The following is a 14,898-nucleotide window of genomic DNA, read 5'->3' on the forward strand; positions in this document are numbered from 1 at the left end:
ACAGTAAGACAGGGTCGCTGTCGGTGGCAAAAGGGGCATGGTTATGGTCGAATTAGCAACAGGCGACTTGCTTCGCATTGCCATCTTCAGTGGCTTCGTGGGGCTCGTCATCTTCGTCGTCTCCTATACCTCCGTTGTCTGGGTAAGACGAAACAGAGGCGCGGTCTCGACCACACCCACTCTTGTCAAAATCGGTTTTACGGCTCTTGCTTTAGGCTTCCTTGCCACGGTTGCGAGTTGGGCCGTGGATACTTTCACGCCACGCTCCGGCGTAGTCGAAGGGAAGGACCTGTTTGTTGTTCACAACCGCCGCGACGCCACTGTGTCGCTGATTGCGCACCAGGAGCGTGTGACACCGGGCGCCGTGGTTGCTGAGTTCCGTCCGACCGCTATCGAAGGGCAACTTGCCGTCATTGACAAACAGATCAAAGAAGCTGCCACCCAGATTGAGACCCTTCAGGCTCGGGCGCTCCCATTGGATGTCATTCTGGTTCAGCGGCAGGCGCAGTTAAGGGCTCAACTTGATCAGCAGCGGCAGCTGCAATTTGAGCTGCAGCGGTCGTGGCGCGATCTGGAGCGGGACCACCTTGCCTTGCAGGCTGGTTGGGCACGGGATAAGGCTCAGATTGACGCCGATCTTGCCGCGGCAAAGAAGTCTCTTGAGACGACCACGGCTCAAGTCGAAGCAGCGAAGGTTGCGCTGGACCGCGTGCAAAAGATGTTCAGCCAGCAACTGACGACATCCCAAAGGGTCGAGGAGCGCACGAGCGCTTACCTCGCGCTCCAACTCGATCACAATCGGGATCAGGTTGCTGTCACAGAGCTTCAACGTCGTGCTGAGTCGCTCAACGAGCGGTACGAGACCTCGAACGCCACCTTCACACAGCAGCTTGAAGCTGTTCGCCAGAGCATCATCGAAGCCGACAAAAAAGCGGCCGAACTTAAGACTGCCGACCAGGACGTCGAGCGCCTGCTCGAAGCAGACCGCGCGCGCGCCAATTCTCAAGTCGAGAGTGAGATGGCAGCGGCCAAGACGCGGGTGGAAACGCTCCAGGCAGAACGTCAAAAGATTACCGAAACCACCATCGCCAAGGTTCCGTTCGAAGGCAAGGTCGTGTACCGCCACCCATCTCCCGGCCTTGCTGCGGACAATGCACCAGTACTTGCCATTGCCTCAGGGAGCGGTTTTACGGCCCGCGTGCTGATGTTCGAGCGTGAAGCCGATAGCGTAGCAAGCACCGAAGGCGTGCAGTTTGCGCTGGAAGACCCGACGCTGGTCAAGCGGTTCGATGGCAAGTTCCAGAAGATCGAAAGGACCTCAGAGCCAGGTCGAGTGGTTGCTCTCTTTGACGTTGAACTTCCCCTCGAGACGGTGACAGCTCTCGGGGCCGGGCGAGATGTGAAAGTCCGGCTGCTCTGGCAGCCCGCCTTTTACGCCGGTCGGGGCTTCCAGGGAGGGGCATTGCTGGCCGTTGTGGGTCTTATCTGCCTTGGGTTTGGCTCAAGCCGCAGGCAGCGCGACTCAAATCTTGAGGCTCAACCGCAGGCAGCACCCACCCCTGAGACAACCGGCACTGTCGTGGAGTTCAGAAGCCGCAGGCCGCAAAACATGGCCCGTACGATCCTGACCAGAGATCGCTTCCTGGAAGCGGCGGAGGCCGACATCCGAAACGCCATTTCGAACCACACGCCCCTCGGGATTCTTCTGATCAGAATTGATAACCTGCGGGACATCAACAAAGCCTATGGGCGGGATGTGGGTAATCTGGTGTTTCAATCTCTTGCGGAACGCTGCTCCGGGATGCGGGAAAGCGACAAAGTGGGTCGCTGGTCCGGGGAGGAGCTTGTGCTGCTTTTGCCGGAAACCGACCAGGCGGGTGTCGAAGTGGTGGCACAGCGAGTTCACAGCACAGCCGAAAACCTGACCTTCGATGACAAACCCTCATTGCGCATCTCCGTGACTGTCTCGGCCGCTGAGCCCCATCCTGGTGAAGTCTCCATTCTGCCCGCATTATACCGAGCCAGCCACTCTGGCGATGATGGAGAGCGGAGTTCCACGTCATCCCCATCGTCGGATCGTGCCCAGGCCTGACAGCAGGCGCGGGTGCGGCACTCTGATCCGCATATAGGTTCACAAGAGCAATCTCATGAGTAGTGGCTCCACGGCAGCGCAGTCCGAGTTTCGCTCGCTGACGCGCGATTATCCTCATGTGCTGGTCCAGATGCTCATGGGGACGACCTACGCGTATGGTCTGTTTCTAACGCTGACACTTCCGTGGTCACTCCAGGAGACGATCCTCCTGACCTATGACTGGGGCTGGTTCGCTTTCATCGGCAATCTGATCCTGGGGGCCCTGTGCTTCCTCACCATGCTGCGCTGGTGCCTGGTTCACGGGATTGCGTTCCATACCTTCAATAAGGAGGCGCAGACCAAGCCTGTCAAAGCCTCCGTTCAGCCCTTCGTCTCAATTCTGGTCCCCGCCTGCAACGAGGCCGAGACCATGGCGGCGGCAATCCAGTCGCTTATAGCACTTGATTATCCCAGCTTCGAGGTCATCGTGGTCGATGACGGCTCCAAGGACGAGACGTATGCTCTCGCGAAGGCCCTTGAGGGCGACTACGACCGGTGCAGTGTGCGGGTCTACACGAAACCCAATGGTGGCAAGTGGAGCGCCCTCAATTTCGGATACCAACGATCCAGGGGCGAACTCATTCTGTGCGTGGATGCCGACTCTCGACTGAGGCACGACACGCTCTGGATCGCAGTCGCACGGATCCAGCGTGATCCCGGGATTGTCGCGGTTGCCGGTCAGGTGACGATCCGTAACCGCTTCAATTTGCTGACGCGTCTCCAGGCGCTGGAGTATGTTCTCGGCAATGGAGGAATGCGAATGTGCCTCAGCGCCTTTGGAACTGTAACAATTGTTCCGGGTGCGATTGGGCTCTATCGCAGGTCCATCATGGAAAAAGTAGCGGCATTACCCTGCAATAACCGCCCTGTTGATAGTCATGGCGACGAGCGCGGAAAGGTTTATGGGCCCTTGTCTGGAGAAACCTTCGCCGAGGATTTCCAGCTATCCCTTTCGGCCCTGGCTTTGGGCGGCAGGGTGGTTTATGAGCCGCGTGCAGTCGCCTTTACGAAAGGCCCAAGCCGGCCCGATACGCTGATCAGCCAACGCTATCGGTGGATGCGCGGCACGTTCCAAGTGATCCGCGCCTACCGGCGTGAGCTCAAGGAGCTCGCACGAGTGAACAATCCTCGCACTAACTTCGTGGTGAAGGCGGCCTATAGCCTCGACATCCTGCTCATCCCTATCGTCAATTTTGCTTTTTGGGCTTTCGTGGCGACCGCAGGTGCAGTCGGCGTGGATCTGTCTGGCATCCTGACATGGCTTTTGGGGGTGGGGCTTCTGAATCTTATGACGGCAATCATCTATATCCTGGTTCAGGAGGATGATCTTGCCCTGCTTCCATTCTCTCTCCTGATGGACCTCTACCTAAGCATCGTTGTAAACAGTGGCTGGGCTATTGCCGGAATTGACGAGGCAAGGGGCACGCGGATGAAATGGCATTGAGCTTGAGAACAGAGCCGCACGAATTTGTCTTTGGTCCCCGATGACGTGTTCTGGTGACGGCCCGCATTGCGGGCCTACAGCGTGAAGGCAATTCTTCCGGGTCATGTCCAGGACGTTCGGATCCGCCACGTGATCGGACAATCTCAAGCAGGCAATTGCAATCGATGAGGATCCGCAATCCCTCGCTTGAGTCTCTGCGCGGGGCCTTTTCATCGCCCCGCTGCCTTTTCTCGTCGTCTGGCAGGCTCACGCAATCAGGTCCCACTTGTTGACAGAGAGAGTGTCGATCCGCACGAGTTCATCACCTTGACGTGTGCCGTAAATTTCCAGGGTCGCTCCCGTCGTGAGCTGCAGAGTGGCTTCGTAGAAGGTGAGCGTTTTGGAATCCGCACCCGTTGAACCGAGCTGCTTGTCGGCGACCCAGGAGCTGACTGTGGTTCCGTTGACGCGAATGCCCATGGGAGAGGCACCGTCGCTCTCATCGTAATAGACAACCTTCACCTTGTAGGTTCCGGTCTCACCCGTGAACGTACCTTTTGCGGTGGCCTCCACACCCTTGGTTCTGTTCTCGACGGCCTGCCCGCCTTGAGCGGTGCTGAGGCTGACAAGGGTGAACTTGTTCAACGCCAGCTTTTCCAACTGCGTGGTGCCAATGGCGATGGCTGGATACTGCGTTGTCGGGGGAGGGGGCTCTGAGCCGGATTTCAGATTGTGGTCGCTTGAATGGACGGCTGCTCCACCTGCGATTTGGAATGTCTCCGTGTAGGTCCCGTCCGTGACCCTCCAGGTGTTGGCACCGGTCTGGGTCAGTGTCGCGTTGCTGGTAAACCCGACGAACTCCAGCCGGTCTCCTGTGGCGCTGCCGTTGCCGGAGAAGTCGAAGATCGTATCGCCTCCGAACTCGCCCTTGCGCAAGACGAAGGCATCGTCGCCCAATCCACCGTAGAGTGAATCCGCTCCGAGCCCACCCTCGACCGTATCGTTGCCGTCATTGCCTTTCAAGGTATTGGCGGCACTGTTGCCGACGACGGTATTGTTAAGTTCATTCCCGTGTCCATTGATGACCTTCGTGCCTGTCAGAGTCAGGTTTTCGACATTGGCCAGCAAGGTATACGTAATGCTCGATCGGACAGTGTCAGTTCCTTCTCCCGCAGCTTCGACAATTTTATCTCCGGAATGATTGACGACATAGGTGTCGTTGCCCGCCAAACCGCGCATCTCCTCGCCGCCCGTCGTGCCTTCAAGGGTGTCGTCTCCACTCGTGCCAAGCCAGATGTAGTTCGGTACGGAAACGGAGCCAGAGTCCATTCCGGAAATCGAATTGCCGGAGACGAGTGTTCCCGTCGGTCCGCCATCATCATTCGTGGCTTCTTCGCGCACACCGTAGCGCGCGTTGATGCTGCCATCCGAGTAGATCGTGTTGCTCAGGACCTGTGTTTGGGTCGCGTAATAGGTCTTGCCCGTGACAGTATCCACACGCAGGCGGATCTGAATCTCGTCATAGGTATTGTCGGCTTCCTGCGAATTGTTGAAGACCATGCTGTTTTGCACGACCGTGTCAGTCGATCCCTCAATCCGGATGCCTTGACGCAGGTTGTCGTGAATCCTCGCCCCATCGATGGTGACGTCGTCCGAGAGTTTGACGAGAATGCCTTCCTTCGTATTCCCGTAATACTCGCCGCCGATGATCTGAATGTCGGTTACCCATTCGATGGTCGTCTCACCCTCGCGGAAGAGATCGCCGCGCTGGATGGTGACGCCTGCCGATCCGTTTGCGTAAGCCTTGTTGTTGATCAGATCGAGATTGGCGGTTGCGTTTTGGATGTTGAAACCGTGACGATCGTTATCGAAAGCCAGGTTGTTTTCGTACGTGCCGCCAACTACGCCATCGGCCACAAAACCATCAAGGCCATTGCCGTGAGAGACGCAGTCCTTGATCGTGACGTCATAGGTGATCTCGTGAGGGTTGAAGCCGTAGGCCGTGCAATTCTTGATCTCGACGCCCGACAAGGTGATGTCGGATTGAGTGCGCCCCGACCCGTCCTCCTTGATGCCGCAGATGAAGCCCGCCTGATGCTCGACGTTGTTGGCCCGATTGCCATCGATGGTCAGGTTGGCAACCGTGACGTGTTCGACTGTCTGCAGCGCTGTCCGAACGATGCCGTTGATCCTGGCATTGAAGTCATCGGCGAGCTTGATTGTGGTTTGCCCCATGCCGTTGCCGACGAGGGCAACGCCTGACAACAACTCTACAGGGCCGACCGATGAATTATTAGGATCACCTGTGACGACGTATGTTCCCGTACCGAGTTGCACTTTCACCTGTTCGGTAGGATTCTGCAGGTAGGCCTGATGGGCTGCTTGAATCGCCGCTTTGATGGCGGCTGTATCCTTCCTGGCGTCGCCTGTGGCTGGGGCAACAGTGAAGATTGGTGCAGCCATGGCCGATTCCCTCTCTGTGCATTAAAGCCAGCCAAGGAAAGCTCCATCGAAATTCAGTATCCACTGCAACTAAGGGTTAGTTGATCGAAATTGGAGGTAAGGCGCTTTCCGGCAATGTGGCTCGCGACGAGAAAATGCGAGGAGGGAGACGGTTTGCATGCGAAGGCCTCGCGTTGCTCCTGAGCTGTGGCGAGCAGCGAATGTAGGAATGCCAGTCTTTTAAGTATTTCTCATCAAGTCGCTCAGCTGTTTCGTCTTTCCTGCGTGTGAGGGATGGCCTGTCACCGCATGGACAGAGGATCCTCTCTCTATATCTCAATGGCCTTCCTGCTGAAGAGTAAGTTGAGCCTTTGGAAGGTAAGTACCTTTAGAAATCGAACATTAGTTCAATATCGTCACGATTTCGCCCTAATTGATATAGAAAAGGCTTTCTACAGATTACGGAAGAGTGATCTCCGAGGTCTGAAGTAAAAGTTGGTGCTTTGAAGTACCATTATACATTTTTAAGTGTCTGTTGCGTATCCTTCGGTCGTTCTGACTAACTTTTGTTCATCTCTCTATCAAAAGCGTCTCAGAAGCATCAAAAAAGAAGCTCAGTAGACGTTTGGGGCAATACTCATGTCTTTGAATCCGAACGTCGCACCCAGCGGCAATTTTGACCTGTCCAATTGGAAGCTTACCCTTCCTGTCGATTCCTCCGGCAGCTTTTCCGGCACGGCGGTGGAGGTGCAAAACCTGAGCGGCTATCAGAACAGCAAGTATTTCTACACTGGCTCCGATGGTGCAATGGTCTTCTATGCTCCCGTCAATGGCGCGACCACCAGCGGCTCGTCCTATGCTCGTTCCGAGCTGCGTGAGATGAACGGCACTTCCAAGGCTGCCTGGAATCTCTCCACCGGCGGCTTCATGAGCGCCACTCTCGAAGTCGATGCGGCTCCGATGCGCGATGGCCAGGGCCATAAGATCGTGGTCGGCCAGATCCATGGTCAGGACGACGAGCTGGTTCGTCTCTACTGGCAAGACAACAAGCTGTACTTCGCCAATGACCAGTCGGGCTCCGACAACAAAGAGCACAACTTCACCTTCAAGGCGGCCGACGGTTCCGCGCCGGACGTGTCCCTGAACGAGAAGTTCTCGTACACCATCAACGCCAAGGGCAATGTGCTCGACGTCGACGTCTATGCCGACGGCAAGGTTTATCACTCCCATACCAGCATCAACAGCGTGTGGCAGTCGGATACCTTCTACTTCAAGGCTGGCGCCTATCTCGGTGCCAACGAGACCAATGGTTCGGGCTACGGCCAGACGTCGTTCTATGCGCTGTCGTTCAATCACGATGGCACGACGACGACTCCTTCGGCACCGACCACATCGAGCCCTACGCCATCTCCCACTCCGACGCCTACGCCGACTCCGGATACCACGTCCTCCTCGGATTCGACTTCGGACTCGACGCTCCCTGTCACGACCAAGACCATCCAGGGATCGAACAGCAACAATTATGTCACTGGCACTTCAGGCAATGATCTGCTCAAGGGCAATGCAGGCCGTGACGTGCTGTGGGGCAAGGCTGGCTCCGATGTGATGTATGGCGGTACGGATTCCGACGCCGATGCCTTCGTGTTCGACACGGCCATCGGCAAGGATGTGGATTGGGTCATGGACTTCAACCCGACCCACGACTCGTTCCGTCTTGAGAACAGCATCTTCACGAAGCTGACAAGCACCGGTGCGCTGTCGTCGAGCTTCTTCAGGGTCGGCGAGAAGGCTTTGGATAGCAACGACTATATCGTCTACAACAAGGACACCGGCGCGTTGTCCTACGACAAGGACGGCTCGGGTTCTGCTGCTGCGGTGACGTTCGCTATGATCCACAACAAGGCTGCGCTCACCGCCGCAGACTTCTTCGTGATCTAACGTGATTCTGTTGATCAGAGGCGGCTCTCACGAGAGTCGTCTCGCTCCGGTACCTTTGCACGGACAACGTCACTTCCGTCCGCTGCAATTTCTGACACTTCAATTTTGATGAGTTGCGGTCTTTTTCAGGGATTGCTCATCACCATCTCATTTTGAAGCTGACATTTCAAAGCAGGCCCCGCCTTCTGTGCGGGGCCTTTTTTATAATGGTTCTGCAATAATCGGTGCTTATTCGGCCGGTGTCATGCGAACATTGGAGCCAGCTTCTGCGACCGGCGCAGGGCGGAAAACGAAATACGCAAACATCAGCATCGCGGCGAGAACGATGATAGCGGAAATGGCGGCAACCGGATCGGCGGCTTCATAGCCGAGATGAATGGCGGCCACAGCAACCGTCATGATGACCGTGCCGACGGACCACAGGGCAACCTGGATCAGCGCCAGGCGGCTCGCATTCAGAGCAGGGCGGCGCTCGTAATAAATTCCGAAGAGAAACAAGGACACCCATCCGAGAAGGTTCAGATGGGCATGAGCCGGCATGATCGCGTGATCCTGCGACGCGGCCATGCCAATGCCCATGGCCATGCCTGCAATCACGAAAAGAACGGCCAATCTGAAACTGAGAGACGATGCAGTCATAGTGCTTCCTCCTGAAAGTATTCCCTTTTGGGTTACATTTATTGCTTTGATCACAATCCCACTAATTGTCATGTGTGTAAAATCACAATGAACACTCTAGAAGCTAACGACTGTTATATCGTTTTCCATGTTTAATGCTGTAAAAATAAAAGCAGCCTGCCGAGGCAGGCTGCTTTTCTGACTGACGAAGCAATGTGTCAGCTGCGCTGCGTGACACGCTCCTCGCGTGATCCGGATGGCTTATCCTTGCGTCGCTTCTGTTTCTTCCCGGATGGTCTCATGCGGGCTTTACCGGCCATGGCTGTTCCTCAAGGATTATAGCGATCTTCCGGTTTCGGACGATCGGGATCGGTCTTCTCCAGACCTTCCCGTTGCTGGTTTTCCGTAAGAACGCGATCACTTGCCGTCCGATCACCCTGCTCCTGGTGGTCCGGATTGCTCTGATCGGGATGGACGATGCTGGTGTTCACGCTCCGCTCGGCGAGGCCTCGAGCACGATCTTCACCCTTGCCGGCCATGACGTCACCCATTGCCTTGGACATCACGGCGGTGCGCACCTGAGCCCATGTCCTGTTGAGCCTGGAGCGCGTGCTCGCAGCGCTCGACATGGCTCATGGCACGCTGCTGCATCTGCTGTGCGTTGTGGCAGGGGTCGTCCACGTCCTGGTGGCAGAATTGGCACTTCATGGCAGCCTCCTTGCTGGCGTGATGGAAGGCCAACGCCATGAATCAAGCCATGTTCCGCCGTCAGGCGTGGGCTCTTCGGCAACGCCGACCGTAACCTCAGCTATAGAGATAGCCAGGCAGCCAAAGGCCGAGTTGCGGGAAGACGTAGAACATCGCCATGGCGACGAGAACGAGGAAGAGGAACGGCATCACGCCTGCGAAAATTTCGTTGATGCTCACATGGGGCGGCGCAATCCCCTTCAGGTAGAAGGGCGCCATGGCTACCGGTGGAGACAGGAACGACGTCTGGATGTTGAGTGCGATCAGAACGCCGAAGAAGATCGGGTCAATGCCGAAATTGTCGAGGAGCGGCAGGAAGATCGGCACGAAGATCACCACGATCTCCGTCCATTCGAGCGGCCAGCCAAGAACGAAGATGATGGCCTGCGTCAGGATCATGAACCAGAAGGGCGAGAGATTCAGGTGCGTGACGAAGCTCTCGATGGGCTGATGGCCGCCAAGGAAGGCGAAGATCGACGAGAAGATGAAGGATCCGACGAAGAGCCAGCACACCATGGCCGATGTGCGGGCAGTAAGAATGATGGATTCCTTGAGCTTTGCGAAGGAAAGAGAGCGATAGGCGGCTGCGAGAAGAAGGCTGCCCAGAGCGCCTACTGCCGCCGCCTCTGTCGGTGTCGCGATGCCGAAGAAGATGGCGCCGAGAACGGACAGGATGAGAAGCGCCAGAGGGAAGAAGGATGTGGCAAGCGCCCAAACAACTTTTGCGAGCGAGATTTTGCGCTGTTCCGGCGGGAGCTTGGGCGCAAGGCTTGGATTGAGCGTGCAGCGAACGATGACATAGAGCATGTAGAGGCCTGCCAGCATCAGACCCGGGAAGAGAGCGCCGGCATAGAGCTTCGGCACCGAGACGCCGGCTGTGGCGCCATAAAGGATGAGCATGACGCTGGGTGGAATGAGAATACCGAGACAGCCGCCGGCGCAGACGACACCCGCCGCCAGGCGGGTATCGTAGCCCGCCCGCAGCATTGCGGGAAATGCCAGAAGGCCCATCAGCGTCACCACCGCGCCAACGATGCCGGTGGCGGTGGCAAACAGCGCGCAGGTCAGAAGCGTCGCGATGGCGAGCGAGCCGGGAATGCCGCCGACGGCGATCTGAATTGAGTGGAAGAGCCGGTCGAGAATGTTCGCTCGTTCGATGATGTACCCCATGAAGACGAAGAGCGGGATGGCGACCAGCGTATCGTTCGTCATGACGGAGTAGGCGCGCTGCACCACGAGCGCGAACACGATGTCGCCCATGGCCATGTAGCCGAAGCTGAAGCCTAGCGCCATCAACGTGAAGGCGATGGGAAATCCGAACATGATGAATACGATGAAGAGGCCGAGCATCAGCACGCCCAGTTCAGGGTTTCCAAGCCCCCATGATGCCAGCATCAGACAGTTCCTTTCTTGAGGCCTTCTTGTTCGGCTCGTTCGAGAATAAGCTTCTCGGTCTCCTCCACATCGTGAAGGCGGGGAGGCCAGGCACCGTCACGCAGGCAGGTGATGCAGCGGATCACCTCGGCTAGGCCCTGGAGCGCCATTAATGAGCCGACAATGGGGATGAGCGCCTTGAACGGATAGATCGGCGGTCCGTTCGGCGAGTTCATGGAATGCTCGTTCATGAGCCAGGACATCTGCATGAAGGGAATGCCCGCATAAACGAGCGCAAGAATGCCGGGGAAAAAGAAGAGGAAGTAGAGAACGAGATCCATGGCTGCCTGTCGGCGCGGCAGCCAGTTGCGATAGATGAAGTCACCCCGCACATGGTTGTTGCGGGCGAGCGTATAGGGCCCGGCCGCCATGAACAGTAGGCCGTAGAGCATATAGCTTGCGTCAAACGCCCATTCGGTCGGTGCGCGCAGTACGTAACGGGCGAAGACCTCGTAGCAGACTGCGAAGGTGAGCACGACGATGGCCCAGCTCACGGTCTTGCCGATGAGCGTATTGATGCGATCCACGAAGTAGACGAAACGCATGCAAGAGCCCTTCTTAGATCTGATGTGAGGCATGGCGAGGACGGCACAAAAGGTGCCGTCCTCAATCGTTGCAAGCTGCGCTGCGCCTTACGTCGCCCTGAAGAAGTGATCGTAGGCCATGTCGCGCGAGGGCTCGTTCAGGCGCTCATAGGCATAGGTGCGCTGTACCCAAGCCTTCTGACTGTCGATGACCTTCTTGAAGAACGGGTCCTTCGAGAACTCATCGATCACCTTGTTCCAGGCATCGAGCTGGACTTGCAGGACAGAGTCGGGAGTCTTCTTCACGTTGACGCCGCGGCTCCTGATGACTTCCAGATCCTTCGAGTAGCGGTCGAGCGCTTTCCACGACATGTCAGCCGAGGCTGCCTCTGCTGCGTATTTGACGATCGCCTTCAGCTCCGCAGACAGCGCATCGTACTTCGTCTTGTTGAAGATGATCTCAAAGGTCTCGCCTGCCTGATGATAGCTTTGAAGCATGAGGTTCTTCGAGACGTCCGGGAAGCCGAGCACCAGATCGGAGGAGGGATTGTTGAACTCCGCTCCGTCGATCACACCACGTTCCAAGGCAGGAACGATCTCGCCGCCGGCGAGAATGGTGACGGCTGCGCCGAGCTGTCGGTTGAGATCGGCTGCAAGACCGACGGTGCGATACTTCAGGCCCTTGAACGCATCGGCCGAGGTAATCTCACTCTTGAACCACCCGAGGGGCTGAGCCGGCATCGGGCCGGTGAGAAAGCCGACGATGTTGAGCTTCAGGATCTGTTGCTGCAGCTCGTTATAGAGATCGTAGCCGCCACCGTAATTCATCCAGCCAAGAAACGAATTGGCGTTCCATCCGAAGGATGGTCCCGTGCCGAACAGGGCGAAGGCCTTGTTCTTGCCGTACCAGTAGGCGGCGACGCCATGGCCGCCGTCCAGAATGCCGGCGTGGACGGCGTCCTGCAGCTGAAAGGCCGGAACGACGGCACCGGAGGCGAGAACTTCGAGCTTCAGGCGCCCGCCCGACATGTCGTTCACGCGCTTGGCGAAGTCATTGCAGAATTCGTGAAAGATGTCCCGGTTGGGCCAAGTGGATTGGAATTTCCAGGTTGCCGTTTGCGCTCGCGAGACCTGCGGCGATGCGATGGTTGCGGCAGCGCCGAGGCCGGCAACCTGCAGGAAACGACGGCGCGAATGTTTAGACGGTCCCGAAAGTTTACCCTCCGGGGATTTGCCTTTCTTCATGGCTTCCTCCCTCACCCCCTGATTGTTGTGAAGGATCGCGCTTTCTTGTGCCGGAGCGCGTTATTCCCGAGTAAAGGGTGTGTCAATCCGGCCGGAACTTCAAGGGGTACTCCTTGAAAACGGAGTATGCATTGGGAGAGGTCTTGGCGTTTACTTGCCGTTCCGGCGGCATTGTTTAGACGGAAATCTTGAATGAAGGTGAGCGCGCAGCTCTGCGCGGTGCTGCTGCTTGACCCATTGCTGAAGGGCTTGGGGCTGTTCAATCCGGTTGTGGGCACGATCCGCCATCAGATCTTGGGCATCCACCACGTCAACGAGACCGTGGTGTGCGAGCATTGGAGCTATTGGGATCTCGGCTTCCTTGCGTGGGGCGCAGCCATGTGGATCGAGGCGGGTTATTGCTTAAGGCTGGACGCAGGAACCCGAACAATTTTTCGTGAATGCAGCCGTCATACGCGCTCAAGTGCATTCACCAGATCGGCCAGCAGGTCCTCACGGTGCTCCAGGCCGACTGACAGGCGGACGAGGCCGTCCGAGATCCCCATTTCCGCGCGCAGCTCCGGCGCGAAGCGCTGATGGGTGGTAGTCGACGGGTGGGTGACGAGGCTTTTCGCATCACCGAGATTGTTCGAGATGCGGATGAGGCGCAGTGCGTTCATGAAGCGGAATGCGGCTTCCTTCCCCCCCTTCACCTCCAGCGCGATCATGGTGGAGGCGCCGCTCATCTGGCGCCGGATCAGCTCGGACTGCGGGTGATCCGCGCGACCGGGATAGGTGAGGTTTACGAGCTTCGGGTGTTTGTGTAGGGCGTCGGCGAGGAAGCCTGCATTCGCGGTCTGCCGCTCCACCCGCAAGGAGAGGGTCTCGAGACCTTTCAGGAGAACCCATGCGTTGAAGGGCGATATAGACGGTCCCGTCATGCGCAGGAACTGCTGCACCTTGTTCTCGATGAATTCGGTGGAGCCCAGGATGACACCGCCGAGACATCGGCCCTGGCCATCGATATGCTTCGTCGCGGAATAGACGACGCAATCGGCGCCCAGCGTGAGAGGCTTCTGGTAGAGGGGCGTCGCAAAGACATTGTCGACGGTCAGCGTCGCTCCGGCCTGATGGGCGATCTCGGCGACGGCGGCGATGTCGATGATCTGGAGACTCGGGTTGGAAGGAGTCTCCAGGAGGAAAGCCTTCGTCTCGGGCCGGACGGCCTCGCGCCAGGCATCGAGGTCCACGCCGTCGACCAGAGTACAACCCACGCCGAAGCGGGGCAGGAGATCCTCGACCACCCATCGACAGGATCCGAAGAGGCCGCGGGCGGCCACCACATGGTCTCCTGCCTGAACCTGGCTCACCATGGCGGCTGTCACCGCCGCCATGCCGCTCGCCGTCGCGCGGGCGGCTTCAGCGCCTTCGAGCGAGGCCATACGCTGCTCGAACATATCGATGGTCGGGTTAGAATAGCGGCTGTAGCTGTAGCCCGGCTCCTCGTTGAGGAACCGCCGTTCGGCGCTCTCCGCGCTCTCATAGATGAAGCCCTGCGTGATGAAGAGGGCCTCGGACGTTTCGCCAAAGGGCGTGCGCTGCTGGCCCTCGTGAACGAGGCGGGTTTCGAGGCGGTACTCGGGGTCGTGTTGCGTCGTCATAGGCCGATACTAAGTTCGTTCTTTTAAAAGAACAATTGTTTTGTTTGGAGAAAAAGACAGCCGTTGCCGGTTCGACTCAAGAGATACCGCTTTCCCGCATCTCCGCAACGAGACGCTCGACACAAAACCCTAGTGAGGCCTGCCGAGAGGGGAGCTTAACCTCATGGATCGTCTCAAGCTTCATGCCGTCCAGCCGTGAATTGGGAGGCCGTTTGGCAGAGGTTGGATAATCCGTCGTCGTGATAGGGCGCCTCCTGGTGCTGGGCCCGCCGCATCGGGCCGACAGGATGAAAATCTCGGACGCGGACTCGGCCCAGCTCGCAAAGCCTGATCCTGCCATGTGAAAGACGCCGCGTAGGGCGCGTTCCTGGAGCCTTTCCAGAAGGCTCTTGGCAACCGCAAAGATGCCGTCGGCAATATCAAGAGCACTTGTCGGAGAGCCGAGCTGGTCGGCCACGACACCGACCTCCTCCCGGTCCTTGCCGAGACGCAGCACCGTCTTCACGAAGTTCCTGCCAAAGGGCTGTAATCCAGGCCCTACGCCGGAGAACGCTCGGCCAAAGCGCGGGCGACCTGTCCCTCCCTGCCAATCGCAATGACACGCATGGGCACTTGCTCTTACACGGGCACTTGCTCTTAACACGGTAACGGACGAGGCTGTCCCAACCTTTTGCCCGCCGCAACAGGGCATCAGCAAAGAGATCCAAAGATTTCTGTTCTTGTTGCGCTGCAATATCACACTCCCGTCATGGTTCT

General features: G+C 57.7%; 12 protein-coding genes and 1 pseudogene. 4 read left to right on the forward strand and 9 right to left on the reverse strand.

The genetic code is table 11. From position 1 onward, the window contains the following. The first annotated feature begins 43 nt into the window (after window positions 1-43). On the forward strand, window positions 44-2,092 hold the full coding sequence (locus ACUXUR_RS11620; protein ID WP_445502507.1) for a GGDEF domain-containing protein: 2,049 nt from the start codon (window positions 44-46) through the stop codon (window positions 2,090-2,092). A 55-nt stretch (window positions 2,093-2,147) separates the two neighbouring features. Beyond that, window positions 2,148-3,575 carry a glycosyltransferase family 2 protein gene (locus ACUXUR_RS11625; protein WP_445502508.1) on the forward strand — a complete coding sequence of 476 codons (1,428 nt, stop codon included), beginning with the start codon at window positions 2,148-2,150 and terminating at the stop codon, window positions 3,573-3,575. Between the two features lie 246 nt (window positions 3,576-3,821). Here ACUXUR_RS11625 and ACUXUR_RS11630 read toward each other — a convergent pair whose 3' ends face one another. After that, window positions 3,822-6,017 (reverse strand): right-handed parallel beta-helix repeat-containing protein, encoded by a 2,196-nt coding sequence (locus ACUXUR_RS11630; RefSeq protein WP_445502509.1) that lies wholly within the window; start codon window positions 6,015-6,017, stop codon window positions 3,822-3,824. Window positions 6,018-6,635: 618 nt separating this feature from the next. Here ACUXUR_RS11630 and ACUXUR_RS11635 point away from each other — a divergent pair. Further along, window positions 6,636-7,934: a polysaccharide lyase family 7 protein gene (locus tag ACUXUR_RS11635; protein WP_445502510.1), complete on the forward strand. Its 1,299-nt coding sequence runs from the start codon at window positions 6,636-6,638 to the stop codon at window positions 7,932-7,934. A gap of 228 nt (window positions 7,935-8,162) precedes the next feature. On the opposite strand, the gene ACUXUR_RS11640 is transcribed toward ACUXUR_RS11635, so the two are convergent. From ACUXUR_RS11640 to ACUXUR_RS11665, 6 genes are all read right to left on the reverse strand, one after another. Next, on the reverse strand, window positions 8,163-8,573 hold the full coding sequence (locus tag ACUXUR_RS11640) for a hypothetical protein (RefSeq protein ID WP_445502511.1): 411 nt from the start codon (window positions 8,571-8,573) through the stop codon (window positions 8,163-8,165). A 308-nt stretch (window positions 8,574-8,881) separates the two neighbouring features. Then, window positions 8,882-9,118, reverse strand: a complete 237-nt coding sequence (locus ACUXUR_RS11645) for a hypothetical protein (RefSeq protein ID WP_445502512.1) — start codon at window positions 9,116-9,118, stop codon at window positions 8,882-8,884. Beyond that, window positions 9,096-9,260 carry a hypothetical protein gene (locus ACUXUR_RS11650; RefSeq protein ID WP_445502513.1) on the reverse strand — a complete coding sequence of 55 codons (165 nt, stop codon included), beginning with the start codon at window positions 9,258-9,260 and terminating at the stop codon, window positions 9,096-9,098. The genes ACUXUR_RS11645 and ACUXUR_RS11650 overlap by 23 nt, the downstream gene beginning before the upstream one ends. A gap of 96 nt (window positions 9,261-9,356) precedes the next feature. Beyond that, window positions 9,357-10,694, reverse strand: coding sequence for a TRAP transporter large permease (locus ACUXUR_RS11655; protein WP_445502514.1), 1,338 nt, complete (start codon window positions 10,692-10,694; stop codon window positions 9,357-9,359). Next, complete coding sequence (locus ACUXUR_RS11660) at window positions 10,694-11,278, reverse strand: TRAP transporter small permease subunit (RefSeq protein ID WP_445502515.1); 585 nt, start codon at window positions 11,276-11,278, stop codon at window positions 10,694-10,696. Before ACUXUR_RS11660 ends, ACUXUR_RS11655 begins: the two co-directional genes overlap by 1 nt. Window positions 11,279-11,365: 87 nt before the next feature. After that, window positions 11,366-12,502, reverse strand: coding sequence for a TRAP transporter substrate-binding protein (locus tag ACUXUR_RS11665; RefSeq protein WP_445502516.1), 1,137 nt, complete (start codon window positions 12,500-12,502; stop codon window positions 11,366-11,368). A gap of 192 nt (window positions 12,503-12,694) precedes the next feature. On the opposite strand from ACUXUR_RS11665, the pseudogene ACUXUR_RS11670 reads away from it, so the two are divergent. Next, window positions 12,695-12,841, forward strand: a pseudogene (locus tag ACUXUR_RS11670) (DUF2243 domain-containing protein); the annotation flags it as partial. 110 nt (window positions 12,842-12,951) lie between these two features. Here ACUXUR_RS11670 and ACUXUR_RS11675 read toward each other — a convergent pair. After that, window positions 12,952-14,142: an O-succinylhomoserine sulfhydrylase gene (locus ACUXUR_RS11675; protein WP_445502517.1), complete on the reverse strand. Its 1,191-nt coding sequence runs from the start codon at window positions 14,140-14,142 to the stop codon at window positions 12,952-12,954. A 76-nt stretch (window positions 14,143-14,218) separates the two neighbouring features. After that, a complete protein-coding gene (locus tag ACUXUR_RS11680) occupies window positions 14,219-14,647 on the reverse strand; it encodes an SDR family oxidoreductase (protein ID WP_445502518.1) in 429 nt (142 codons plus the stop codon). Window positions 14,648-14,898 lie beyond the last annotated feature (251 nt).

The organism is Microvirga medicaginis, from assembly GCF_052658925.1.